20 protein-coding genes are annotated in these 23,769 nt (G+C 40.7%); 10 read left to right on the forward strand and 10 right to left on the reverse strand.

The features are described from left to right. Positions 1–30 precede the first annotated feature (30 nt). Positions 31–753, forward strand: a complete 723-nt coding sequence (locus tag J3455_RS01585; protein ID WP_349560858.1) for a cytochrome b/b6 domain-containing protein — start codon at positions 31–33, stop codon at positions 751–753. 403 nt (positions 754–1,156) lie between these two features. Then, positions 1,157–1,603 carry a hypothetical protein gene (locus J3455_RS01590; protein WP_349560859.1) on the forward strand — a complete coding sequence of 149 codons (447 nt, stop codon included), beginning with the start codon at positions 1,157–1,159 and terminating at the stop codon, positions 1,601–1,603. Between the two features lie 34 nt (positions 1,604–1,637). On the opposite strand, the gene rnd is transcribed toward J3455_RS01590, so the two are convergent. The 3 genes from rnd to J3455_RS01605 all read right to left on the reverse strand — a co-directional run bounded on the left by rnd (position 1,638) and on the right by J3455_RS01605 (position 5,447). After that, positions 1,638–2,768 (reverse strand): ribonuclease D, encoded by a 1,131-nt coding sequence (gene rnd, locus J3455_RS01595; protein WP_167657563.1) that lies wholly within the window; start codon positions 2,766–2,768, stop codon positions 1,638–1,640. A gap of 48 nt (positions 2,769–2,816) precedes the next feature. Then, a complete protein-coding gene (gene fadD / locus J3455_RS01600; RefSeq protein ID WP_349560860.1) occupies positions 2,817–4,478 on the reverse strand; it encodes a long-chain-fatty-acid--CoA ligase FadD in 1,662 nt (553 codons plus the stop codon). Between the two features lie 117 nt (positions 4,479–4,595). Beyond that, entirely contained in the window at positions 4,596–5,447 is an 852-nt protein-coding gene (locus J3455_RS01605) for an alpha/beta fold hydrolase (protein WP_130052598.1), read from the reverse strand. Between the two features lie 110 nt (positions 5,448–5,557). Between J3455_RS01605 and J3455_RS01610 the strand changes: the two genes are divergently transcribed. Next, positions 5,558–6,847 (forward strand): alkaline phosphatase, encoded by a 1,290-nt coding sequence (locus J3455_RS01610; protein WP_256853874.1) that lies wholly within the window; start codon positions 5,558–5,560, stop codon positions 6,845–6,847. Positions 6,848–6,933: 86 nt separating this feature from the next. Here the strand turns inward: J3455_RS01610 and J3455_RS01615 are convergent, their stop codons facing one another. From J3455_RS01615 to J3455_RS01635, 5 genes are all read right to left on the reverse strand, one after another. Further along, positions 6,934–7,257 (reverse strand): hypothetical protein, encoded by a 324-nt coding sequence (locus tag J3455_RS01615; RefSeq protein ID WP_062565644.1) that lies wholly within the window; start codon positions 7,255–7,257, stop codon positions 6,934–6,936. A 76-nt stretch (positions 7,258–7,333) separates the two neighbouring features. After that, positions 7,334–8,026 (reverse strand): tRNA (adenosine(37)-N6)-threonylcarbamoyltransferase complex dimerization subunit type 1 TsaB, encoded by a 693-nt coding sequence (gene tsaB / locus J3455_RS01620; RefSeq protein ID WP_130052599.1) that lies wholly within the window; start codon positions 8,024–8,026, stop codon positions 7,334–7,336. 10 nt (positions 8,027–8,036) lie between these two features. After that, positions 8,037–9,953, reverse strand: a complete 1,917-nt coding sequence (yoaA, locus tag J3455_RS01625) for a DNA repair helicase YoaA (RefSeq protein WP_130052600.1) — start codon at positions 9,951–9,953, stop codon at positions 8,037–8,039. A gap of 104 nt (positions 9,954–10,057) precedes the next feature. Then, on the reverse strand, positions 10,058–11,920 hold the full coding sequence (locus J3455_RS01630; protein ID WP_349560862.1) for a M28 family metallopeptidase: 1,863 nt from the start codon (positions 11,918–11,920) through the stop codon (positions 10,058–10,060). 54 nt (positions 11,921–11,974) lie between these two features. Continuing rightward, a complete protein-coding gene (locus tag J3455_RS01635) occupies positions 11,975–14,170 on the reverse strand; it encodes a M4 family metallopeptidase (RefSeq protein WP_294089894.1) in 2,196 nt (731 codons plus the stop codon). A 379-nt stretch (positions 14,171–14,549) separates the two neighbouring features. On the opposite strand from J3455_RS01635, the gene J3455_RS01640 reads away from it, so the two are divergent. Beyond that, positions 14,550–15,629, forward strand: coding sequence for a mechanosensitive ion channel family protein (locus tag J3455_RS01640; RefSeq protein WP_205987949.1), 1,080 nt, complete (start codon positions 14,550–14,552; stop codon positions 15,627–15,629). Positions 15,630–15,854: 225 nt separating this feature from the next. Further along, complete coding sequence (locus J3455_RS01645) at positions 15,855–17,138, forward strand: cation:proton antiporter (protein WP_130052603.1); 1,284 nt, start codon at positions 15,855–15,857, stop codon at positions 17,136–17,138. 27 nt (positions 17,139–17,165) lie between these two features. Here J3455_RS01645 and J3455_RS01650 read toward each other — a convergent pair whose 3' ends face one another. After that, the gene (locus J3455_RS01650; RefSeq protein ID WP_297330157.1) at positions 17,166–18,131 is read right to left on the reverse strand and encodes a sensor domain-containing diguanylate cyclase; all 966 of its coding nucleotides are present in this window, start codon (positions 18,129–18,131) and stop codon (positions 17,166–17,168) included. 90 nt (positions 18,132–18,221) lie between these two features. After that, positions 18,222–18,455 carry a hypothetical protein gene (locus J3455_RS01655; RefSeq protein ID WP_349560863.1) on the reverse strand — a complete coding sequence of 78 codons (234 nt, stop codon included), beginning with the start codon at positions 18,453–18,455 and terminating at the stop codon, positions 18,222–18,224. A gap of 356 nt (positions 18,456–18,811) precedes the next feature. Between J3455_RS01655 and hisG the strand changes: the two genes are divergently transcribed. From hisG to hisH, 5 genes are read left to right on the forward strand one after another with little or no spacing between them, the layout of a single operon-like run. Then, positions 18,812–19,711, forward strand: a complete 900-nt coding sequence (gene hisG, locus J3455_RS01660) for an ATP phosphoribosyltransferase (RefSeq protein ID WP_130052606.1) — start codon at positions 18,812–18,814, stop codon at positions 19,709–19,711. A 6-nt stretch (positions 19,712–19,717) separates the two neighbouring features. Then, the gene (gene hisD / locus J3455_RS01665; RefSeq protein ID WP_167657556.1) at positions 19,718–21,019 is read left to right on the forward strand and encodes a histidinol dehydrogenase; all 1,302 of its coding nucleotides are present in this window, start codon (positions 19,718–19,720) and stop codon (positions 21,017–21,019) included. Beyond that, entirely contained in the window at positions 21,009–22,106 is a 1,098-nt protein-coding gene (gene hisC, locus J3455_RS01670; protein ID WP_256853883.1) for a histidinol-phosphate transaminase, read from the forward strand. The genes hisD and hisC overlap by 11 nt, the downstream gene beginning before the upstream one ends. Continuing rightward, positions 22,103–23,164 carry a bifunctional histidinol-phosphatase/imidazoleglycerol-phosphate dehydratase HisB gene (gene hisB / locus J3455_RS01675; protein WP_294089870.1) on the forward strand — a complete coding sequence of 354 codons (1,062 nt, stop codon included), beginning with the start codon at positions 22,103–22,105 and terminating at the stop codon, positions 23,162–23,164. The genes hisC and hisB overlap by 4 nt, the downstream gene beginning before the upstream one ends. Beyond that, positions 23,161–23,751: an imidazole glycerol phosphate synthase subunit HisH gene (gene hisH / locus J3455_RS01680; protein ID WP_130052610.1), complete on the forward strand. Its 591-nt coding sequence runs from the start codon at positions 23,161–23,163 to the stop codon at positions 23,749–23,751. Before hisB ends, hisH begins: the two co-directional genes overlap by 4 nt. The last annotated feature ends 18 nt before the right edge of the window (positions 23,752–23,769 follow it).

Below are 23,769 nucleotides of genomic sequence, written 5' to 3' on the forward strand. Positions count from 1 at the left end.
TTACGCAATCTCTGGAAAAGGAGAAATGTTATGAACAAAACTAGAACACTTACTTATGTATGGCCTAAAAGCATCAGGCTTTTTCACTGGATAAACGTCATCACAATTAGCTTACTAATTGTGATCGGCTTAATCATCTTTAATGGAAAAACACTTGGTGTAACGGTGGACGCCAAAATAATGCTTAAAACCATACATGTTACTATCGGTTACATTTTTGCCATAAACCTTATCATTCGGCTGGTTATGGGTTTTATTGGTTCGTCGAATGACATGTGGTCACAAACTCTGCCATTTATGAAAGGGTATAAGAAGGAACTAACTAAATTCAGACGTTCTCCCAAACAAGTATACAAAGGCCATAATCCAATAGGAAAGCTCATGGTATTAGCTTTGCTGATAGCAATGACAATTCAAATGGCAACGGGCTTAATACTGGCAGGGACTGATATTTACTACCCACCGTTAGGACAGCACTTTGCTAAAAGCATTGCGGTTGACGAGACTCAACTTGACGTAATCAAGCCTTATTCAAAAGTTAATGTTGACGATGAACGTTATAAGCAGCTTAGAGAGTTTCGCTCCCCCATCATCACTGCTCATGTATACGCATTTTATGCCCTAGTAATACTTATACCATTGCATATACTAGGTGTTATCGTTGCTGAACGAAGAGAAAAATCAGAACTGGTTTCAGCAATGATCAATGGTTATAAATTTCTACCCGAAAAATCGAATAATCACAAAACTTAATTTAAATCTATTAGTTTATTTAGGCTATAAATACAAAAGGCAAACTGAGGTATTCCTCTTTGGAATTAAAATCTTTGGGTGATTGCTTACAAGTGAGAATTGGCAATTAATGCTAGATAAGTTATGCCGAATGGCAACTAGTCACTCAAGGCAGACCTTCCGACATATATCACTATAGACTTTGGTTTATTCGACTACTTGCTTTTCCTGACAACCAGACGCCTTTTATTTAGACTTAGAGAATAACAATTAATTATTTTATTTAAATTCAACAAGCTAAAAAAACCAAAGCTCAAAGCATAATAATAAACCATTAAAAATAGCATTTATTTTCATTTTTTTGGCAGATTGTTTTATCTAAGTAGCAAAGTACTATATTAGAAAAACCTCTCAAGGACTGAGAATGAAAGTATTGAATTTAAGGAAGAGTTCAGAGAAAAGCACACTTGCTATCCTCGTAACTTTAGCCGTTTTAACATTGTCTATACTGAAAGTGACATCACAAAAGCATCCACTTCATGACCTACTTTTAATGGCTTTTATGCTTACATCGTTTGTAATTATATTTTTGATATTGAACAGTAAAAATGAGCTGACGATATGTCGCCACGGTATTTTTTATAGCTCTGCGTTTGGTAATGTTCATATTGAGCCAAACAAAACTAAACTAATTAAACAATATACTAAATATGGTTTTAACTGCGTGGTAATTATTGGTCATGGCTACTTTATATTTGCGCCATTTTATTATTTAACGTCAAAACAAAAACAACGATTAAAACGATATGATAATAACTTGCTGCATTGGTTACAGGTAACGCGTAAACGCAGCAAGTTTCAGGGCTATTAGTGACGAGTACAAAGCCCTTTTAATAGGCTGTTGCTCAGTTTTGCCACTCTTTAAGTACGTCTTTTACAAGCTCATAGCGCCATGAGTTAAACAGGTCTGGTTTTGATGCAGTTTTACGCTCATCGGCATCGAGCTTCCAATTCCAGCTGATCAGTTGGTTAATCTGTTTTTTAGAGGCCAATACATCTTCAGGAATACCCTGCTCTTTTGCAGCTTTAGTAACTTTTTGCTTAATATCTTTAGCGGCTTTTTTGTATGCCGGAAAATCAATTAAACGTTTTAATTGTGCTGGTTGTTCGCTTACAGGAACAGCTTTACCACGCTCAATACATTTTAAAATTTCAACGCCCGAACGGTTAACTTCCATAGGCTCAACACCTGGCACTCGGCGTAACGCATTTAAACTTGTAGGCTTACGCTTAGCAATTTCAACCATGTTGTGCTCTTTTACCACAAAGTTAAGTGCGAGATTTTTGCGCTCTGCCTTTTCACGGCGCCATGCAGCAAGTTCGCGCAATACCGCTAAGTCGTGCGGTCGTAATTGCCATGCATTTTTAATGTCTTTGTAAAGCTGCTCTGCAGGTGTTTGATAAGCACGTTTTTGCGCAACTAACTCGCTTTCGCTGATCACGATGTCAAAAAAGCCAGCTTCATCAATTTGTTTTTTAATAATTTCAAAACAAGGCAGTAAGTGATACGTATCGGCAGCGGCATAATCTAGCTGCTTCTCAGTGAGTGGGCGCTGTAACCAATTAGTGCGCGATTCACTTTTATCAATTTCAATATCAAGTAATTCTTTAACCATGTGCGCAAAGCCCATGCAGTTACCATGGCCTAGTATTTGTAGAGCAAATTGGGTATCAAACAATGGTGTTGGTACAAAACCAGCATATTTTTGAAACACTTCAATATCTTCTGACGGTGAGTGCAGTACTTTTAACACCTCAGGGTTTTTAAGTACTTGCCAAAAATCAAAAAGCGACAACTCAGCCAGTGGGTCGATTAACGCTAAATGCTCACCATCATATACTTGAATAAGTGCAACTTCAGGGTAAAGCGTACGACGACGCATAAACTCAGTATCAATTGCTAGTACCGGTTTACCTGTTATTTTTTCTACAAAATCATTTAATTGATTTTGTGTTTCGATCAGTTGATATTGCACTTATACCCCTTTCTTTACCATAAAAAAGCCGGCTAATGCCGGCTTTAATTATTTTTCTTCGTCCTTTAAGGCTCTTCTGAGAATCTTACCAACGTTTGTTTTTGGTAGTTCATCTCTAAACTCAACGAGTTTAGGCACCTTATAGTTCGTTAAATTATCACGACAGTGCTTTATTATATCTTTTTCAGTTAAAGATTGATCTTTTTTCACGACAAAAACTTTAACTTGTTCGCCACTTACCTCATGAGGGATACCGATAGCAGCTACTTCAAGCACGCCATCGTGCATTGCGACTACTTCTTCGATCTCATTTGGGAACACGTTGAAGCCTGATACGATAATCATGTCTTTCTTACGATCAACAATATAGAAGAAACCTTCATCATCGTAAGTTGCAATATCACCTGTTGCAAACCAACCGTCTTTTAAACATTCAGCTGTTGCATCAGGGCGATTATAGTAACCTTGCATTACTTGTGGGCCTTTAACCCAAAGCTCTCCAGGTTCACCCTTAGCTGCTTCTTCACCATTTTCAAGCATTAGCTTGATATCAGTACTTGGTGCAGGTAATCCAATTGAACCGTTATAACCGTCAAGGTCATATGGGCTTAGTGTTACAAGTGGTGCACATTCAGTTAAACCATACCCTTCCATTAGCTTGGTTTTTGTTACAGCTTGCCATTTTTCAGCTACAGGACGTTGTACCGCCATACCACCACCAAGCGACATTTTTAAGCTCGAGAAATCAAGCTCAGCAAAACCCGGGGTATTTAATAAACCATTAAATAGGGTGTTTACTCCCGTTATCGCAGTGAATTTGTGTTGTGTTAACTCTTTTACAAAGCCCGGCATATCACGTGGATTAGTGATAAGTACGTTTAAACCACCATATTTCATAAATGTTAGGCAGTTCGCAGTTAATGCAAAGATGTGATAAAGCGGCAGTGCCGTAATAACCACTTCTTTACCTCGCTCTAGTACATTATCTAAACAACCAGATACTTGCTCAAGGTTACCAACCATGTTGCCATGAGATAGCATTGCACCTTTAGATACACCCGTTGTACCACCTGTGTATTGTAAGAATGCTAAGTCGTTTAAATCAACTTCAGGCTTTTTGTAACTCGCTTCATTACCAGCTAGTGCATCTGCAAATTTAATTGCATTTGGTAATGTGTAGCTAGGCACCATTTTCTTAACGTGTTTAACCACAAGGTTAACAATGTGCTTTTTAAGACCGCCCACCATATCACCCACTTGGGTAACCACAATGTGCTTAACGTTAGTTTTTGGTAATGCTTTTTCTAGGGTATCGGCAAAGTTAGCAAGAATGAAAATTGCTGATGACTCTGAGTCATTTAACTGGTGCTCTAATTCACGCACAGTGTAAAGTGGATTTACGTTAACCACCACACAACCAGCACGAAGAATACCTAAAATAGTCACAGGCGTTTGCAGTAGATTCGGCATCATCACCGCTGCTTTATCGCCTTTTTTTAGACCAAGATCATTTTGAATGTACGACGCAACACGTTTTGTAGCACTGTCTAACTCACTATAGGTCAACACTTTACCCATGTTGGTAAAGGCTGGAAGGTCACTATAGTCAGCAAAACTTTTTTCAAACAAGTCGAGTAGCGAGTGATAATGCTCAGGGTCGATTGTTTCAGGCATACCTTCTGGGTAGCGTTTAAGCCAGATTTTTTCCACTCTTAGCTCCTGTTTATAATTATATTTTTTAATAACCTTAATCTAACTAAGGCAGTTTCTCAATGGAGTAAATACTCTAATGGTGCAGATAATCCCACATTTGGTGCAATTATACAATTAACTTGCTTTATACTGCCCAATAAATGCATGAATGTGCTCTAAGGTTAATGCAGGACTTTGCATATGGCAATGGTGACCTCCTGGTATCTCATGAATTTTTAACTCCTTGTAATATTTACCATATGCCTCTAGGTTATCTTTAACAAAAGGGTAACCCTTCGCCCCTAAGATAAGCTGACATGGTGCGTTAATTTGTTTGATGGTTGCAATGCATTGTGCCTCATCAAAGCGAAACCCTGAGTGATTTTTAAGTTTTGGATCGGTTGTCAAATACCACTTACCTGCTTTTTCGTAACAATTTCGTGTCATCAGTAGCTCTGCTTGTGGGTATTCAAGGTCACCACTTGCGAGCCTTGCACTAATAATGTGCGCTTTTGAGTCAAAAGCGCGAGGGCCTTTACTGTTTACCCGCGCTCTATTTAAAATCGCTTTACGGAGTTGGCTGCTCACGTCATTGCTGTCGGTTGTAACGCAACCAATGCCCTCAATGAAGTTTACCGATGCTACCTTTTCAGGAAAGCAGCTGGCAAAAACTCCAGCAACCATAGCCCCCATTGAATGACCAACTAAATGCACTTTAGTCACATCAAGTGACTCAACAAATTTATAAACGTCATCAATGTAGTCAATAAAGTAATAGTGTGCGTCACTACTTCGCCAATCTGATAAACCATGACCAGGAAAATCGAGACAATACCAACGCTGGTTAAGCTGCACATTTTGTAACATAGGTATGTAACTATGTGCGTTATCAAGCCAACCATGTAAGGCAATCACGACCTCATCGCCATGACCAAAGGTTAGGCCATGCATTGCCTGAGTGCCAGTTTGAAAAGAAAATGGTTGCACAATTACTCCTATTTATTAAGCGTTTCAACTTAAAGGCGTTTATTTATCCTCTGGCTAGTATACAATAATCCTCGCAGTATAAATAAGGGCACAATAATAAGGTTACATCAATGAAATTAAAATTAAGTCTTTTAGCATTATTATGCTCAGCAGGCTCAGTAATGGCTGAATCAGCACCAAAAAACATTATTTATATGATTGGTGATGGTATGGGCCCAGCGTACACAACTGCATATCGTTACTTTAAAGATGATCCAAATACTAAAGTTGTTGACCCAACTGTTTTCGATACTATTTTACGTGGTATGGCGCATACTTACCCAGATGATCATACTTATGTAACAGACAGTGCAGCGGGTGCAACAGCTCTTAGTAGTGGTCATAAAAGTTATAATGGCGCAATTGCTGTTGATACTGATAAAAAACCAGTAAAAACCATGCTAGAAGTTGCCAAAGAACGCGGTATGACCACAGCATTAGTGGCGACATCACAAATTAACCACGCAACCCCTGCAAGCTTTGCTTCACATAACGAATCTCGCCGTAATTATGACGAGATTGCCAACGACTATATCGATAACAAAATCGCAGGCAAATTACCGGTTGATTTAATGTTAGGTGGCGGCACGAAATATTACGTTCGTGAAGATCGCAACCTAGTTGAAGAATTTAAAGCGGCTGGCTATCAGTACAGCGATGACTTTGCAGCAATGAATGACTTAAAGCAAGTTCCAGCGCTTGGTTTATTCGCTGAAGTCGGTTTACCGTTTGCGCTTGACGAAAATCCAACGCGCCTTACGCAAATGACAACGAAAGCACTCGATTTACTTGATGGTCAAAACGACAAAGGTTTCTTTGTGATGATCGAAGGTAGCCAAATTGACTGGTGTGGTCATGCAAACGACATTGCATGTGCGATGGGCGAAATGGATGACTTTGCTAAATCGATTGAACAAGCAAAAGCGTATGTAGATAAAAACCCTGATACCCTGCTTGTTATCACTGCCGATCACTCAACAGGTGGCTTAACACTCGGTGCTCATGGTCAATATAAGTGGGAAACGGACGTTGTTAAAGGTGTTAAAGCAACTGCTGGCACTATCACTAAAGCTCTACTTGAAAGCGATGACTTAAAAGCAGTATGGCAAAAGTATTCTGATATCGAATTCACTGATGCAAACAGCATTAAGCTTAGCCAAGCTAAGAAAATGGGTGATAAAGCACTACTACTTGCAGTAAAAGATATCATCAATCATGCCAGCTTCACAGGTTGGACTACTGGCGGCCACACCGCTATTGATGTACAAGTATTTGCCTATGGTAAACGTGCTGAAGATTTCTACGGTTCGCAAAACAATACTGCGATTGCCGACAAACTGATTGATTATATAAAACAGTAATTTATATTGAATACTGTCTAATCATAAAAAAGCCTAAACATTTGTTTAGGCTTTTTTCATTTTAATTCAGTTGCTTGCTTTATTAATTAAGCGTATACATCAACGCCAATTAAGCTTTGCACTTCGGCACGGCGCTCTAAGTTAGCAAACTCAGTGTAGGTTGAAATAGCACGACTTGTTTTTGGGTTGCTTGGTTTATCATAAATTGTTTGCTGGTAGCTTTGCGACTCAGCTTTAAATTCATCGGCAATAGCAACTGCTTGAGGGCTTGATTTAACATACTCTGTTGACGACTTTTGCTCAGCCGTTTGATCTGATATCGCTTTAGGCTTATCAGTAACGGTATTTTTACGGCTATATTGACCGGGAATGTCACCGGTATAAAAGCCTGAGCCAATAGGTAAAGTCAAACTAGTAATTCCACATCAAACATGACTAAATTATGTGCCATAACTTACAAGCACGCAAGTGTCGTTAATCGTCTCTTTATTCTCGGCCAGGTAGTTTTTTCCAAGTCACTGTATCACGAACATATTTAGGCTGCGCATTCGCTGCAGTTACTGTATCACCGCTAGCGAAGGCAGTTGCAACCCAGGCTAGCATGTACTTCGCATCAGGCAGTAAAATGTTTTCATTTAGACTTACATTTGCAAGTTCAGTGACAAGCGCAGGATAGGTTTTCCAACCAGTGCCCACCGCAGTTGCTGCTGTTTCAGGTAACGTTAGCAACTCAGGTTTAATTACTTGCTCTTCATCAACAAGCGTCATTAAGCCATTTTCATCAGCCTTGTAGTGGGCATAATATATTTCACCCATACGCGCATCAATCGCTGAAAACACATCACTAACTTTGTCTTGTTCAAATGCTTGTTGCGCCATCATCTGTAATGTTGATACACCAACCAAAGGCAAGCGTGCGGCATATGCTAAGCCTTGCGCAATCGCGACACTGATACGCACTCCTGTAAAGCTGCCCGGTCCTTGACCAAACCCAATAACATCTAAGTCTGCTAATTTACATTGCGCCTTAGCGAGTAACTCATCAATTAAAGGCAAGATTTTTTGGCTGTGCTGCTGTGGGCACTCTTCAAAATGATGAAATGTTTGCCCTTGATAATGTAGCACCAGCGATAAAGCTTCAGTTGATGCATCTAAGGCAAGAATATTGTGTTTAATCATCTAAGTTACTCTAATTGATCTGTTCTAAAAACGCGTTTGCCATTGCTAAATCGCGCGTGCGGCGCATTGGTGGCAAACTTTTTAAAAATACTTGGCCGTAATGGCGTGTTACTAAGCGGTTATCGCAAATAACCAGCACACCTTTATCTTTACTATCGCGAATAAGTCGCCCTACCCCTTGCTTTAATGCAATGACCGCTTGGGGTAATTGAATATGTGCAAATGGGTCCTTGCCTTGTAATTGGCAATCTTGCATTTTTGCTTGCAATAATGGGTCATCTGGTGCGGCAAACGGCAATTTGTCAATGATAACACAACTTAATGTACTGCCTCTAACATCTACACCTTCCCAAAATGAAGCTGTGCCGAGTAAAACGGCATTACCATGACGGGTAAACTTCTCAAGTATAATGCGTTTTGACATTTGCCCTTGCATATAAACCGGATAATCCATTTGTGTCGTTAAACCTTCAGCCACTAAATGCATCATACGATAGCTAGTAAACAGCACAAAGCAGCGACCTTTTGCTGATTTAATCAACTCAAGGGTCAGCTTGATAATAGCATGGGGCATATTGTTCGCATGAGACTCAGGTAAATAGCGCGGTAAACAAAGCATTGCTTGTTGTTGATAATCAAATGGACTTTCAACAATCATACTTTGTGTTGGTTTTAGACCAAGGCTGGCATTAAAATGTGCCAAGTCGTTATCGACCGATAAAGTGGCCGATGTAAACACAAAACCAGCCCCAGTGTCTTTCATCATTTGTGCGAATTTAGCCGACACATTGAGTGGCGTAATGTTCACCGTTAGGTATCGGCGGGTTGTCTCGTACCAATAACTATAGCCCGTTTGTGCAGTATCAAATACCCGCTCTAACTGACCTTTAAAGGCTAATGTACGCTCAAACGGATGCTCGATTTTTTCACTACGATCTAAGCATAATTTCAACACCTGGTATAAAAAGTCAAGATCACTGATCACCCTGTGTAGTGCAGCACAAATATCTTTATCGGCTAGCTTTTCGCGCCAATCACCACGACTCCCATCTAGCCCAAACTGCAAGCGTAAATCTGCGACACTAGTTTCTAACTTGTTGAGAGTTTTACCTAATTGCAGCATATCGGGAATATCGGCACGGTAAATCGCTCGTAAATCATTAATTAAATCCACCAGCTTTTTGGTACTTACACTTTCACCAAAATAGTCACTGGCAATTTCACTCAGCTGATGAGCCTCATCAAAGATGTAGGCATCGGCGGTTGGCATAAGTTCAGCAAAGCCAGTGTCTTTTACTGCCATATCTGCAAAGAATAAATGATGGTTGATCACTACGACATCGGCTTCCATTGCATTTAATCGTGCTTTACGAATATAACAATCTTGGAAATCTGGGCACTCTTTACCCAAACAGTTATCAGCGGTTGAGCTAACATAAGGCAGTACCTTGGCGTCTTCTTCTATGCCAATACAATCTGCTAAATCGCCTGAACGGGTTTCACTTGCAAACTTTGCCACCATCGCAAGTTGATGCATTACATCTGGATCATCTGTTGGCACATGCGCAACATGCTGACTTAAACGATACGTACACAAATAATTCGCGCGGCCTTTTAAAAGGGCGACTTTTTTGGTGGCGCTCAGTGCTTTGACTAAATTGGGTAAATCACGGTGAAACAACTGCTCTTGCAGTGCTTTTGAACCCGTTGAGATGATGGTTTTGCCTTTTGATTTTAATGCAGGCGCTAAGTAAGCATAAGTTTTACCCGTGCCTGTGCCCGCCTCAACCACTAATTGGTGACGTTTTTTTAAGGCATCGTCAACTGCAACAGCCATGTCAATTTGTGGCTGCCGAGGAGTATATCCATCAAGAGAAAGTGCAAGGGGGCCAGTGGCACTGAAAAGTTGTTTGATAAACTTCGCCAATAGATTAAAAGTGATGAGCAGATTTTACGTAACTGACTTGCCAAGGGCAAGACTAAATGAGGAAGCAAGGCTTCCTCATGGTTAAAAGTATGATTGCTCTTAAATCATTGTCCTTGAATCGTTAATGTCACGCCCGAAGCGGCTCGGTAACCTTGCAAATCTATATACCAAGTACCACTTTGCGGGTTATCAAATTGACAACTTTCTTCGTTACCATTTTTGTAGGGTCGACACAGATAATTTGAACTTGTCGACGCTGAGCCATAGTTAACATACAAATCAGCATCGCCACTACCGCCGGAAATAGTCACTGTAAAATGACTAAGGCCTTCTGGTATTTGTTGAGTAAAGCGCTGCCAACTCCCTGTTGCGACACTAATATTTGTCTCAGTTCTGTCAATGTTTTCGCTGCCACCAGAAGTGCTGAAACTTCCCGTAAGTGACACATTCGAAATCTGATTCCACGCTTCAACCATGACATGATAAGTGCCCGTTTGAACAGACGACATCACACAGCTTTCATTACTTGTAGAGGTAGTACTTTTACAATCAAAGTCTTGTAATGTCGGTTTACTGCCAAACTTCACGTATAAATCGGCATCACCTGAGCCGCCCTCAGTTACAAACTCAAGGTTACTACTCATTGCGGGTACGTCTAGCGTAAAGAAAAGTTGCTCTTTTGCTGAGCCCGCCAAACCCGTTTTAGTTACACCATTTGCAAGCTGATTAGTTGGCTCAGTCACTACATCACCAGCATTCTTTGCCATTTCAGCAACATAGCTCACGGCCAATTTTGCAAATTTACTCGCGTGAGCCGCATCAAACTGGGCATCATTTGATGTATGGATCATTGGGTTAATATCACTCATTGTAGATTCAAATGGCATTGAGGCGGCAAACCCTTGCTGATACCAAGAGGCATGATCTGAGCAGCCATAACCACATTGATCAAAGCCATAGCTCACTGTGGGTTGATAAGCATCGAGCAATTGCGATAGATACTGGTTTTGCGATGAATTAGTGTAATCCGTCATCATCACAATATCGGTGCTGCTGCCGTTATTACCGGTCATATCAAATTGCACCATGCCAACAACATTCTTACCCTGTGATTTATAGCTTTGTGCAATATCTTTCGAGCCTCTAAGACCCACTTCTTCAGCGGCAAATCCCATTATTTGAATCGTTCGCTGAGGTTGGTAGTTATTTTCCACAATCGCTTTCAAGGTTTGTGTGAGCACCGCAATGCCAGAGGCATTATCGTCTGCACCGGGAGCACGTCCATTACTCGGGTTTGACTGATTGATTGAATCTAAATGACCACCAATAACGACGATTTCATCTGCTTTTTCTGCACCAGGTATGGTTACAATAACTGATGACTGCGAAAAACTATGGTTAAAGTACTCAACACTGATATCACTACGACTACTGGCAATTTGTTGCCAATGACTCTTTAACCAGTCAGCCGCATCAACACCACTTTGAACTGAATAATAACGGTTATGAAAGTTCATCATGCTATTAACCGTATCGCTCAGTTCACTACTATTAATCGATGATAATAGCGCATTGACTGTCGCGGCATTATCAATATTGTAATTTACCAAGCTTGCATTCATCGCAGTCTGCGACAGCGTATTTAATTGCTGAGTATATAGCTCTGCATCTGCTAATGAGTCATGGGCTACAAAACCACCACAGCGATGATAATTATCGTGCATAAATTCACTTAAACCAGCTATATCCTGTTTGTTAACGCGCATAAAATTAACTTGATTCAACACTGATTTTTGCATCGCAAAATTACTGTTTAGTTTATGCTTACTCACTGTATCTTGTTGAAAATGCTCTGCAGCAAGGGCATCAATGGTCACCCAAATTGTTTCGTCTTGTTCTGCATAACTTAATTGGCTCAGTGACAGAGTGGCAAAGCCCACTAGGCACTGCTTTAGGCGGGTTGTCATAATCGCTCCTTATTAAAAATAAAAAAAGGGAGCCGGAGCTCCCTAAAAGGGTGGCTAGTTAGCCGAAATGGTGAGTGTTACACCACTTGCAGCGCGATAGCCGCGAAGGTCGATATACCAAGTACCCGCTTGAGGATTTGTAAATGTACAGGTTTCGCTATTGCCATTTTTATAAGGGCGGCAGTCATAGCTAGATGTAGTCGATTGCGAACCAAAATTCACATACAAGTCAGCATCACCTGAACCACCAGAAATAGTCACATCAAGTGACGAATACCCAGCATCTAGGTCTTGCGTGAAACGAGTCCAACTATTTGTAGCAACACTTAAGTTAGACTCAGTGCGGTTAATAGGTGTTACACCACCACCGCTGCCCGAATCAAAGCTACCAGTTAGTGATACACCTGAAATTTCATTCCAAGCTTCCACCATTACGTAGTAAGTACCTGCTTGCACATTACTAATTGCGCAACTTTCAGTACTGGTAGATGAAGTGCTTTTACAATCAAAGTTGCTCAGTGTTGGTTTTGCACCATACATTACATAGAGATCTGCATCCCCACTTCCACCGGTTGTATTGAATTGTAAATTTGTTGCACCTGCTGGTACTTCGAGGGTAAAGAACATTTGATCTTTAGCACCGCCACTGATCCCTGTGCGTGCAACGCCATTAGTTAGTTCTTCATCACCGCTTGGAGGTGGCTCAGTCGTACCACAACTGCTACCTGCGCTTAAGCTTGAAGTCACACCGACTGCCGCAAGCGCCGCCTGTACATCTGCTGGGTCATAACTTAAATCACAGGCCGCATCCATCACGCCATTACCTGCTAAATCCCAGTTTGTGCTGGCAGTCCAGTAAAGTTGGTTAGCACGAGCCATGACCACGAACGCCTTTTGCGTATCCCAACCAGGTGTGGTTGCAAGGTTATAAAATGCCTTATTGAATACACCTGAGCTGTAGTGCACATCCATGCCAGAGTAATAATTGTTTTGATGATCAATTGAGCTACCATCTTGGGTTGGATTATTCATGTAACGTAATGCACCGTTACCTTTAAAAATTTCCTGACCCACTAACCAGTCGTTTGAGCCTTTCATATAAAACTCAGCCGCTTCACCTGCCATATCAGAGAAGGCTTCGTTCAAACCACCTGATTTACCAGAATAAACAAGGCCAGAGTTTTGTTCAGTAAAACCATGGCTTACTTCATGAGCTGATACATCAAGGCTTACTAGTGGATAGAAGGTATTTTGACCATCACCAAAAGTCATGGCACTACCATCCCAAAACGCATTTTCGTAGTTGTTGCCATAATGAACGCGCATTTTCAGCTGGAAAGTTAATGGCGCAGTACCGACCCAATCGTTATACATATTAAAAATAACGTTACCGAAATAATGTGCATCATTTAAAGGCGAGTACGCACCGTTAATTTCTTTAAAAGTATTTTCAGGGCAAGTGAACGAATACGCTGTCGAACCACTCGTACCACCATTTAAGTTAATGGTTTTTACGTTAGCGTTATTCATCGTACAGGTACTACCCGACTGAGCAACATCTAGGTTATCAAAGTCAGTGCCGTAGATGTATTTGCCTGTTTTTAAGTTACCACCAGGGCCTGTTGCACTGGCATGTTGAAGGTTATCGAAGCTAAATAATACTTCACCACTGTTTGCATCGATAATTTGGTACGGACGAGATGGGTTTTCGCCATAAGTTACGTACGTAACTTCATACACCAGATGAGCAACACTATCTTCATCTAGCCAAATAGCTAAACGTGATTGTTCATTATGTTTTTTTAACCCGACTGACTTAATTGCAGCGGGTGAATTAGCGAGCCCTTTCGCGACTGCTTTTTTCTTGTTAAGTGCCGGAGACACAGAATCGATGTCTGCGGCAATATCATACACAGCTGCACCATGTGCACGTTTTAACTGACCATTACTATCAAATGTAAGGCTAACCGTATCGCCGATGACAGGCAGACCTTGATACATTTGTTGGTAACGGCGCGTCGTATTGCCGTTACTGGTTTTGATTTCTTTTAATACCACTAAATCATTCCCTGCACCTAAACCAACTAACTGATTTGGATTTGCACTCAAAACCGATGACGCATTGGTTTGCAAAGCTTGGTTAATCCCTGTTTGTTCGTTTAGGTATTTCTTATTCGCAGCTACTGCACTTGTTGCTTGAGTCAAAGCAAAAGCAGCAAGAGTTGCTAGTGTGATTTTAGATAAATTCACGTTTTACGCTCCGTTAGATTGTTATGTATTTAATGTTTTCCTTGTAATCGGACTGCACTGTTCCCGATTAATGACCAGCCTAGATTGAATGGAGCGAAATTGAAAATGAAACAAAAAATTTACAAGTAAAGTATTAGCTCTAAAACATTATTCCTTAAATAACAATATGATAATGGATTTCATATGTACAAAATGTTAACAAACGGAGTTGAGGTGTAAAATTAATGATACAAATTTATAACATTTATTAAACATTTGTACCTTTTATTTTTATCATCTCATCTTTTCTATTTGATAGTTAGAAGACATAACTCATTGCAGAAAAGCCTAGGTATATAAATTGCAATAACACCAAGTAACTAAGGTTTAAGGATTAAGCATGATTACTGAACTGATACAAAGCGATTGGCTAAATAAGCCTTGGTTAGTCGTTATTGGTGGCACAACTTTAGCTGCCATAGCATTGTTTTTATTAAAGTTTGTGATTATTTATTGCTTAAAAAAGTGGACCCAGCGAACCGACTTTGTGTTCGACTCTTTATTGGTTGACTCACTTGCTACGCCATTGACCTTATGCACAATGATGGTGCTTGTGATCATCTTTGGTCAATTATTGAACACAACTGGCTTTATGGCTGAGCACCCCTTACCGATTTCAGCCACCGCCAAAGCTATTTGTATTTTTGCCTTAGTGTTATTTTTAGACCATTTCTTATTTGGCACCGTTGATTATTACAGTGCCCGTTCGGTTGTGGTTTCAAATAGCCATAGCATAATTAAAGGCTTGATCCGCTGTGCAATAGTATGTGTTGGCTTACTGGTGTTATTGGGCACGTTAGGGATTTCTATCACCCCTATTATTGCCTCTTTAGGCATTACATCTCTTGCTGTTGCTTTGGCTTTACAACCTACACTCGAAAACTTCTTTTCTGGGGTTCAGTTGGTGGTTGATAAACCTATTCGGGTTGGCGACTTTATAGAGCTTGAAAGTGGCGATCAAGGTTTTGTTGAGAAAATTGGTTGGCGCTCAACCTGGGTAAAAATGTTGCCTAATAATATGATAGTGATCCCAAATAGTCAGTTGTCTAAATCACGCATCATTAACTATTTTTATCCAGAAAAAGAGCTTAGCGTACCTGTTGAGGTTGGTGTTCACTACGGCTCAGATCTTGATAAGGTTGAGCAAGTTACGTTGGATGTTGCTAGACAGATTTTAAAAAGCCACAAATGGGGTGTAGATGATTACGATACATTTGTTGTATTTCACACCTTTGATCAATCCAGTATCAATTTTACAGTGATGTTAAGAGCAAAAGAGTATTTTAACCGTTTTTGGGTGAAATCTGCGTTTATTAAAGCATTACATCAACGTTACGCAGAAGAGGGAATCGTTATTCCTTATCCAATTAGGGCTATTAATACCAGCCAAGAGTCTGCGCAATTTAAACCTGCTGATTGAGCTAACAGAGCTTATCATAATTGCATATTTGTATGGTTTTTTATGTCTCTTTTTAGACATTTTTAACACCTATTATACATATGCAATCGGAGCCTTGAATTTTTACTCTAAAATACAATAAAAATCGCATAAACACTGTGACATACCTATATTAGAGGCGTACTATATGCCGCCAGAAAGTGACTGCTTTCTGCGTCTTGTTATACAAATATTTAAGGTCAAACAATGAATGCTTGGTACCTCATTTGTTTTCTTTCAGCATTAGCTATTTTTATTGCTTTTGCTAACCAATTTATCCTCAAAATGCAAACCACTATTGCTATAACAACAGGCTCTGTTGTTATTTCTTTACTACTTATTCTTGCTGTTAAAATGCTTGGTGATACCACCGCCCTCGAAATAACTCAAATAGTCTCTAGTATCAACTTTAATCAGTTGCTATTAAAAGGCATGTTGGGTTTTTTACTGTTCGCTGGCGCATTAGAAATAAACTTAGCAGCCCTTCGTAAACAGCGTTGGGAAATAACCGCATTAGTATTATTTTCAACGATTACCTCCACAGTCATCGTTGGTTACTTAAGCTATTACTTATTTGCTTTTGTTGGCTGGCCAGTGCCGTTTATTTACTGCTTGTTGTTTGGAGCATTAATCAGCCCAACCGACCCAATTGCAGTATTAGCCATTATTAAACAAATGCGAGCCCCAGAAGGTATTTCTGTGCAAGTTGAAGGTGAGTCTTTGTTTAATGATGGCATCGGTTTAGTGATCTTCACTACGATATTTTCAGTGGCCTTTTATGGTACCGAAGCCACGTTTACTGACGTTGCTGAATTATTCTTAGTGGATGCTATTGGCGGTATCGTGTTTGGCCTAGTAATTGCGTTAGTTGGGCATTTTTTAATTATTAATAGTCGCGATGTGAACATTCGTTTGCTATTAACACTGACAATACCAACCGCTGGCTTTGCCGCAGCAAATATTTGGGAAATTTCAGGTGCTCTTGCCATGGTTACAAGTGGTATTTTACTTGGCAATATTACTCGCTCTAAGGCAACCGAGCGCACAGGACCAGAAGATACCCGCTATGTAAAAGATTTTTGGCATGCCACCGATAGCTTTTTAAATGCCTTGCTGTTTTTGATCATCGGTATGCTGATTGTCACTATGCCAATTACCCTTGCAGAAGTTGGCCTAGGTTTACTGATAGTACCTGTAGTATTGCTAGCTCGCTTTATAAGTGTAGGTGCGCCATTTGTGTTCTTTAAAAAATATCGAAAATACGATAAGCACTCAGTGAAGATACTCACTTGGGGTGGCTTACGAGGTGGTTTAGCGCTAGCCATGGCTGCTGCGATCCCACGAGATCAAGTAATGATTGCAGGCTCTGACCTACACGATTTAATCGTTATTGTAACCTACGTGGTAGTCATTTTTTCAATCATCGTACAAGGTTTAACAATATCACCGCTGATCCATAGTAGTATTCAATCGGCAGAAGCGAAAAATTAAGCACCGCTTTTTACTTTAAAGGCTCGATTATCGAGCCTTTTTTTGTGCTTTATTGGCATACATTCGACCATCTGCAACTGCAAGTAACTTAGTCAACGAACAAGGCTGCTGGTCTGAAAAATCAGCAATACCATAAGAAAAGCCAAGTTCAACTTGGTTATTAAAACTATTGGGTGAGTGATTAAATGACAGCAACAAACGTTGCATGATTGCTTCGCATTCGCTGGTATTTAAATCTGTAAATAAAATAACAAACTCATCACCACTCAAACGCGCATATAAATCAGCTTTACGACAACAACTTTCTAGCAACCCAGCAAAATCTTTCAGTACTCTATCGCCTGCGGCGTGGCCAAATTTGTCGTTAATTGCTTTAAAGTTATCTAAATCAATAAATACTAATTTTGCCTTTAAATGATGGCGAATACATAAATCAAGATAATGCTCTGCGGTGCTATTGAAACCTCGACGATTAGGCAATAAGGTAAGCTCATCGGTAGTCGCTAACTGCATGATTGCAAACTCTCGTTCAACAATTGCGGCAAAGTCTGTTAACGCTTTAATTTCTTGTTTATTAAAACTGCGCGGTTGATGATCGATAAGGCACAAAGTGCCAATTCTATTTCCTGATTTGAGTGTAATTGGGCAGCCCGCATAAAAGCGAATATTTGGGTCACCCATTACCAAGGGGTTGTCTGCAAAGCGCTTATCATTTAAAGCATTTTCAACCACTAGTGGGTCTTTATATAAAATTGCATGGGCGCAAATAGAAATATCTCGCGCTGTTTCTGTGACGTCTAACCCCACACATGACTTAAACCACTGTCGCTGCTCGTCGATTAAGCTAATAACACAAATAGGCACAGAGAAAAACTGTTGGGCAAGGCGAGTGATTCGGTCAAAGGCAGGTTCACTTTGAGAGTCTAAAACATCCAACGAGCGAAGCTCTTCCAGCCTAGCTTGCTCGTTTAAAGGTACTGAAGGTTTTTCCATTGAATTGCCTTGTAAGGAACAACACAAGTGTTTATTTACGTTAGCAGAAAAAACGACCTGTTGCATAAAAACAAATTCTTATATTGAGTATCAAGCCCATGTATCTAGGTGTTTATTACCCTCTTCATCTTCCTCTATGGCATTTTTGTTGCTTTTATCATCTTTTTTAGCAGTTTTTTTACGGCGCTCTATTTCACGCTTTTGGCGTTTTTCGAGTTCAATTCGCTGCACGTTCGCGTCTTTTACGCCCGCAATATGAAACGCACCTTTACTCTCCAACTGTAAGCGCGTTATTCGACCTAAAAAGGGGATCATGATATCCATTTGTACCTCCTATTGTACCTCCTACCTATCCAATATATATCGACAGTTATAAGATATACTTTAATTTCGCAAAAAAATGCTTGCCAAAGATTGGCAAAGCATGTTTATCTATATACGTAACTTATTTAAACAGATTTACGCACTGGTTTATACAAACGAGTGCAATACAGGAAAAATTATGCGCTTCAATCTGACAACTATCCATCATCACCATCATTCACCGGAATAGCCTGTCAGGTTTTTCGCTGAGAGGTTATTCCTAAAAGGAACCTCTGGCGAGCAATCAACCAAATTATTTATTTTCGCCCTGAGGTTCCCTCGGGGTTTTTAGTTTTTGAATTAAAGGAAAATGAATAATGAGCAATACCAACCGTTTACGAATCGCCATCCAAAAAGGCGGCCGCTTATCAAAAGACTGCCAAGAGTTACTTAAGCAACTTGGTGTTAAATTAAATCTTCGTGAACAACGTTTAATCGCACACTCTACCAACATGCCAATTGATGTACTTCGTGTACGCGATGACGATATTCCGGGTCTTGTAATGGACGGTGTTTGTGACCTAGGTATCGTCGGTGAAAACGTACTCGTTGAAGTACAAGCTGAACGCGAACGCCAAGGTGTGGCATTCGAAGTAAATAAGCTTTCTAAACTTGATTTTGGTTACTGCCGTTTAGCACTTGCATGGCCACAAGAACTTGGCCCACAAGATAAAAGCTGGTTCGAAGGTAAACGCATTGCAACTACATACCCTGAAATTTTAAGCCAATATCTAAAACGTGAAGGCATCAACGCAAGCACGGTAATGTTAACAGGCTCTGTTGAAGTGGCACCGCGTGCTGGTCTGGCTGATGCGATTTGTGACTTAGTGTCTACCGGTGCAACGTTAGAAGCCAATGGCTTAATGCAAGGCGACACAATCTTAGAATCAAATGCATGTTTAATTCAAAACAAAGACCTAGCAGATCAAAGTAAACTTGATTTAATCAATACGCTAATGCCGCGTCTACGTGGTGTTCGTCAAGCTAAGGAAAGTAAATACATCATGTTACACGCTCCTAAAGCAAAGCTTGATGAAGTGTGCGACTTGCTACCAGGTACTGGCCAACCAACTTTACTATCGCTTGCAGGTAGCGACGATTATGTAGCACTGCACATGGTTAGTAGCGAAACCCTATTCTGGGAAACGATGGAACAGTTAAAAGCATTGGGTGCCAACTCAATTCTCGTTATGCCTATTGAAAAAATGATGGAGTAATTATCCATGTTTCGCTGGAATGAGGAAAATCAACAAGCACAGCAGGCGGTACTCACCCGCCCTGCTGTTACTGCAAGTAAAGAGGTCGAAGCAATTTGTATCGACATCTTAAATGCAGTTAAAACAGAAGGTGATGCAGCGTTATTAAAGATGGCAAAAGAGTTTGATAAGCGCGAAACACCTCGCTTATTAGTACCGGTTGAAGAAATTAATCAAGCTGAGCAGTTACTATCAAGCGAGTTAAAAGCCGCCATCGAAACGGCCTATGCCAATGTAAAACGCTTTCACCAAGCACAATTACCTAAAGACATTAAGTTAACAACGCAACCTGGCGTACTGTGTGAACTTAAATATCAAGCCATTGAAGCGGTAGGTATTTACGTGCCAGGTGGTAGTGCGCCATTGCCATCGTCAGTGATTATGCAAGGAGTGCTTGCACAGTTAAGTGGTGCACAAACTGTTGTGCTTACTACACCTGTAAAAGCCGATGAAACTATCAACCCTGCCATTTTATATGCGGCAAAACTATGTGGTATTAAAACCATTGTAGAAAGTGGCGGCGCCGGAGCGATTGCAGCAATGGCATACGGCACAGAGTCAGTGCCTAAAGTGAACAAAATTTTTGGCCCAGGAAATAGCTTTGTCACCATGGCAAAACAACTTGTTGCGCAAACTATTCCGGGCATGGCGATTGATATGCCAGCAGGCCCTTCTGAAGTGTTAGTGATTGCTGATGAGCGTGCAAACCCTGAGTTTATTGCCGCTGATTTATTGTCGCAAGCAGAGCACGGCGCTGATTCGCAAGTTATTTTACTATGTAACAGCGAACGTATTATTGAAAAAACACAGCAAGCATTAACAGAGCAGCTAGCAAAATTAAGTCGTAAAGACACTGCCGAACAAGCCCTTGCTAACTCAAGCTTGATATTAGTGGACTCGGTTGAGCAAGCCTTTGCGGTGTCTGCTGAATATGGTCCTGAGCACCTTATTTTACAACTTGCTGATGCGCAGCCTTATCTAAGCTTAGTGAAAAATGCCGGTTCAGTATTTGTGGGTGATTACACCCCTGAGTCTGCCGGTGACTATGCGTCCGGTACTAACCACGTACTACCAACGTATGGTTACAGTGCGACCTATTCGAGCTTAAACTTATTGGACTTCTTTAGAACTTACACAGTGCAAACCATCAGTAAAAATGGCTTACGTGAATTATCTAAAGCAATTCTACCGTTAGCTGCAGCAGAGGGACTAGATGCTCACGCTAATGCTGTTTCAATTCGTCTTGAGGCTATGAACAATGAGCGATAATGCAAAAATAACAACGCTGTTGCCAGATAACATTGCTGCACTTACAGCCTATAGTTCAGCGAAAAGTGAAAAGCTCACAGGCACTACTTGGTTAAATGCCAACGAAAGTCCATATTCACGTACTCCAAATATCAATTTAGCTGATTTAAATCGCTACCCAGATCCGCAGCCTCAGCAAGTGATTAATCGTTATGCTTGCTATGCTAATTTAGAGCCGGAGCAAGTGCTAATGACTCGCGGAGCTGATGAAGGTATTGAGCTATTAGTACGTACGTTTTGTCGTCCAGCTAAAGATAGCATTGCACTCTTTTTGCCAACTTACGGCATGTACAAAGTAACCGCTGACACTCACAACATTGCGATTAACGGTTTAACTCAAGAACTGTTATTAAAAGGTACGGTTGATGAGATTGTAACCGCAGTTGCTGACTCAAAACTGGTGTTTATTTGTAATCCAAATAACCCAACTGGCAGCATGACTAGCCTAGACAAAATCAGAAAAATCACCCAGCAACTTGCAGGTAAAGCGATTGTCGTGGTTGATGAGGCTTATATAGAATTTTGCCCAGAGCAAACAGCTGCAAGTCTCATTAATGAGTTTAGTAACCTTGTGGTACTGAGAACCTTATCTAAAGCGTTTGCACTTGCGGGTCTTAGAACAGGCTTCACACTCGCTAACAATGAGCTACTTGCTCCTATTCGTAAAGTGATTGCGCCTTACCCTGTATCAACCGTTGTTGCGAGCATTGCAGCAGACGCATTAAGTAGTGACAATATCGCTTCAATGCGACGTCAGGTGACAATTCTCAATAGCTTAAAAGCCAAACTAAAAAACTGGCTTGAGCAATCACCTGCCGTTATCAAAGTACTGAGCGGTGAAGGTAACTTTGTCACCTTAAAATTAAGAGACAAACAATCATTTAATATCGCGCTTGAACAGGGCCTTGTGATGCGTGCCTTCACATTGTATGGCGAAAATGATTGGCTACGAATTTCTATCGGTAATGAACAAGAATTAGAACAAGTAAAAGTTTGGTTAGATGGCTTATCACTGACCAGCAAAACAGTAGAACAGGAATTATCATGAGCAACCCGTATTTATTTATTGACCGCGATGGCACGATTATCGAAGAGCCTATCACCGACAAACAGGTTGATAGCCTTGAAAAATTGGTGTTTTTGCCGAATGTGATCCCTGCTCTATTACAACTTCAAGCGGCAGGTTACCGCCTTGTGATGGTTTCGAACCAAGATGGTTTAGGAACTGATAGCTTCCCAACAGCTGATTTTGATATTGCTCAAGACAAAATGATGAATATCTTAAACAGCCAAGGAATCAAATTTGATGAGGTTCTGATCTGCCCTCACTTTGATGAACAAAATTGTGACTGCCGTAAGCCAAAAACCGGATTACTTACTGAGCTAATGCGTTCAGGTAAAGTCGATTTAGCACGCTCATTTGTGATTGGCGATCGCCAAACAGATATCGGACTTGCCAAGAACTTATGTTGCGAAGGCATTTTGTATGATGGCAGCTGGGATACAATTGTCACAAAGTTGACAACAGCGAACCGTGAAGGCCGTGTCACTCGCAATACCAAAGAAACACAAATCGATGTGCAAGTTAATTTAGACCAAACAAAAAATGGTGAAATTAGCACAGGCCTTGGCTTTTTCGATCACATGCTTGACCAAATTCGCACCCATGCCAATATCGGTCTTAATATTCAAGCAACTGGCGATTTACACATTGATGAGCACCACCTAGTTGAAGATATCGGCATTGCACTTGGTCTTGCTCTTAAACAAGCATTAGGTACAAAAACGCAAATTGGTCGTTATGGTTTCGCATTGCCTATGGATGAATGTAAAGCTGAAGCACAAATCGACTTATCAGGCCGTGCATCATTTGTATTAAATGCCGATTTTAGCCGTGAAAAAGTAGGCGACTTAGACGTACAAATGGTTGAACATTTCTTTAAAAGCTTAAGTGATAATGCCGCGATGAGCCTTATTCTGTCGGTTAGCGATGGTAACTGCCATCACCAAGTTGAAGGTCTATTTAAAGCGTTTGCTAGAGCACTTCGCGCTGCGATTGCTAAAGATGCTTCGCAACAAACTGCTAGCTCTAAGGGGTGTTTATGATTGCTATAATTAATACCGGTTGTGCCAACATTAACTCTGTTCGTTTTGCCTTTGAACGCTTAGGTAAAACACCAGAGGTGATCACTTCACCTGAGCAATTAAAAGGTTTTGAACGTGCGATTTTACCTGGCGTAGGCCATGCCTCTGTTGCAATGAAACGCTTAAAAGACGGTGGCTGGCAGCAAGCAATTGATGAATATCAGCGCCCGTTGATGGGAATTTGTTTAGGTATGCAATTACTTTGTGACAAAACTGAAGAAGGCAATGTTGATTGTCTTGGCAAAATCCCAGGTATTGTTAAGCAACTTGATGTAGGTGAATTAACTTCACCGCACATGGGCTGGAACGACCTAAGCGTCTTAAAAGAGCATGCCCTCACTAAAGGTTTATCAGCGCAAGATCAAGTGTACTTTGTGCATAGCTTTGCTCACACAGTGAACGATGCCACCTTAGTTAGCGGTGAATACGGACAAGCTTTTTCAGCGATTGTTGCCAAAGATAACTACGCAGGTATGCAGTTCCACCCTGAGCGAAGTGCCAAAGTAGGCACCCGACTTTTACAAAACTTTTTAGATTGGCAGCTGTAAGCGCAGCAAAAAATAAGA

The sequence above is a fragment of the Pseudoalteromonas sp. NFXS39 genome, assembly GCF_040148775.1.
Taxonomy (GTDB): domain Bacteria; phylum Pseudomonadota; class Gammaproteobacteria; order Enterobacterales; family Alteromonadaceae; genus Pseudoalteromonas; species Pseudoalteromonas apostichopi.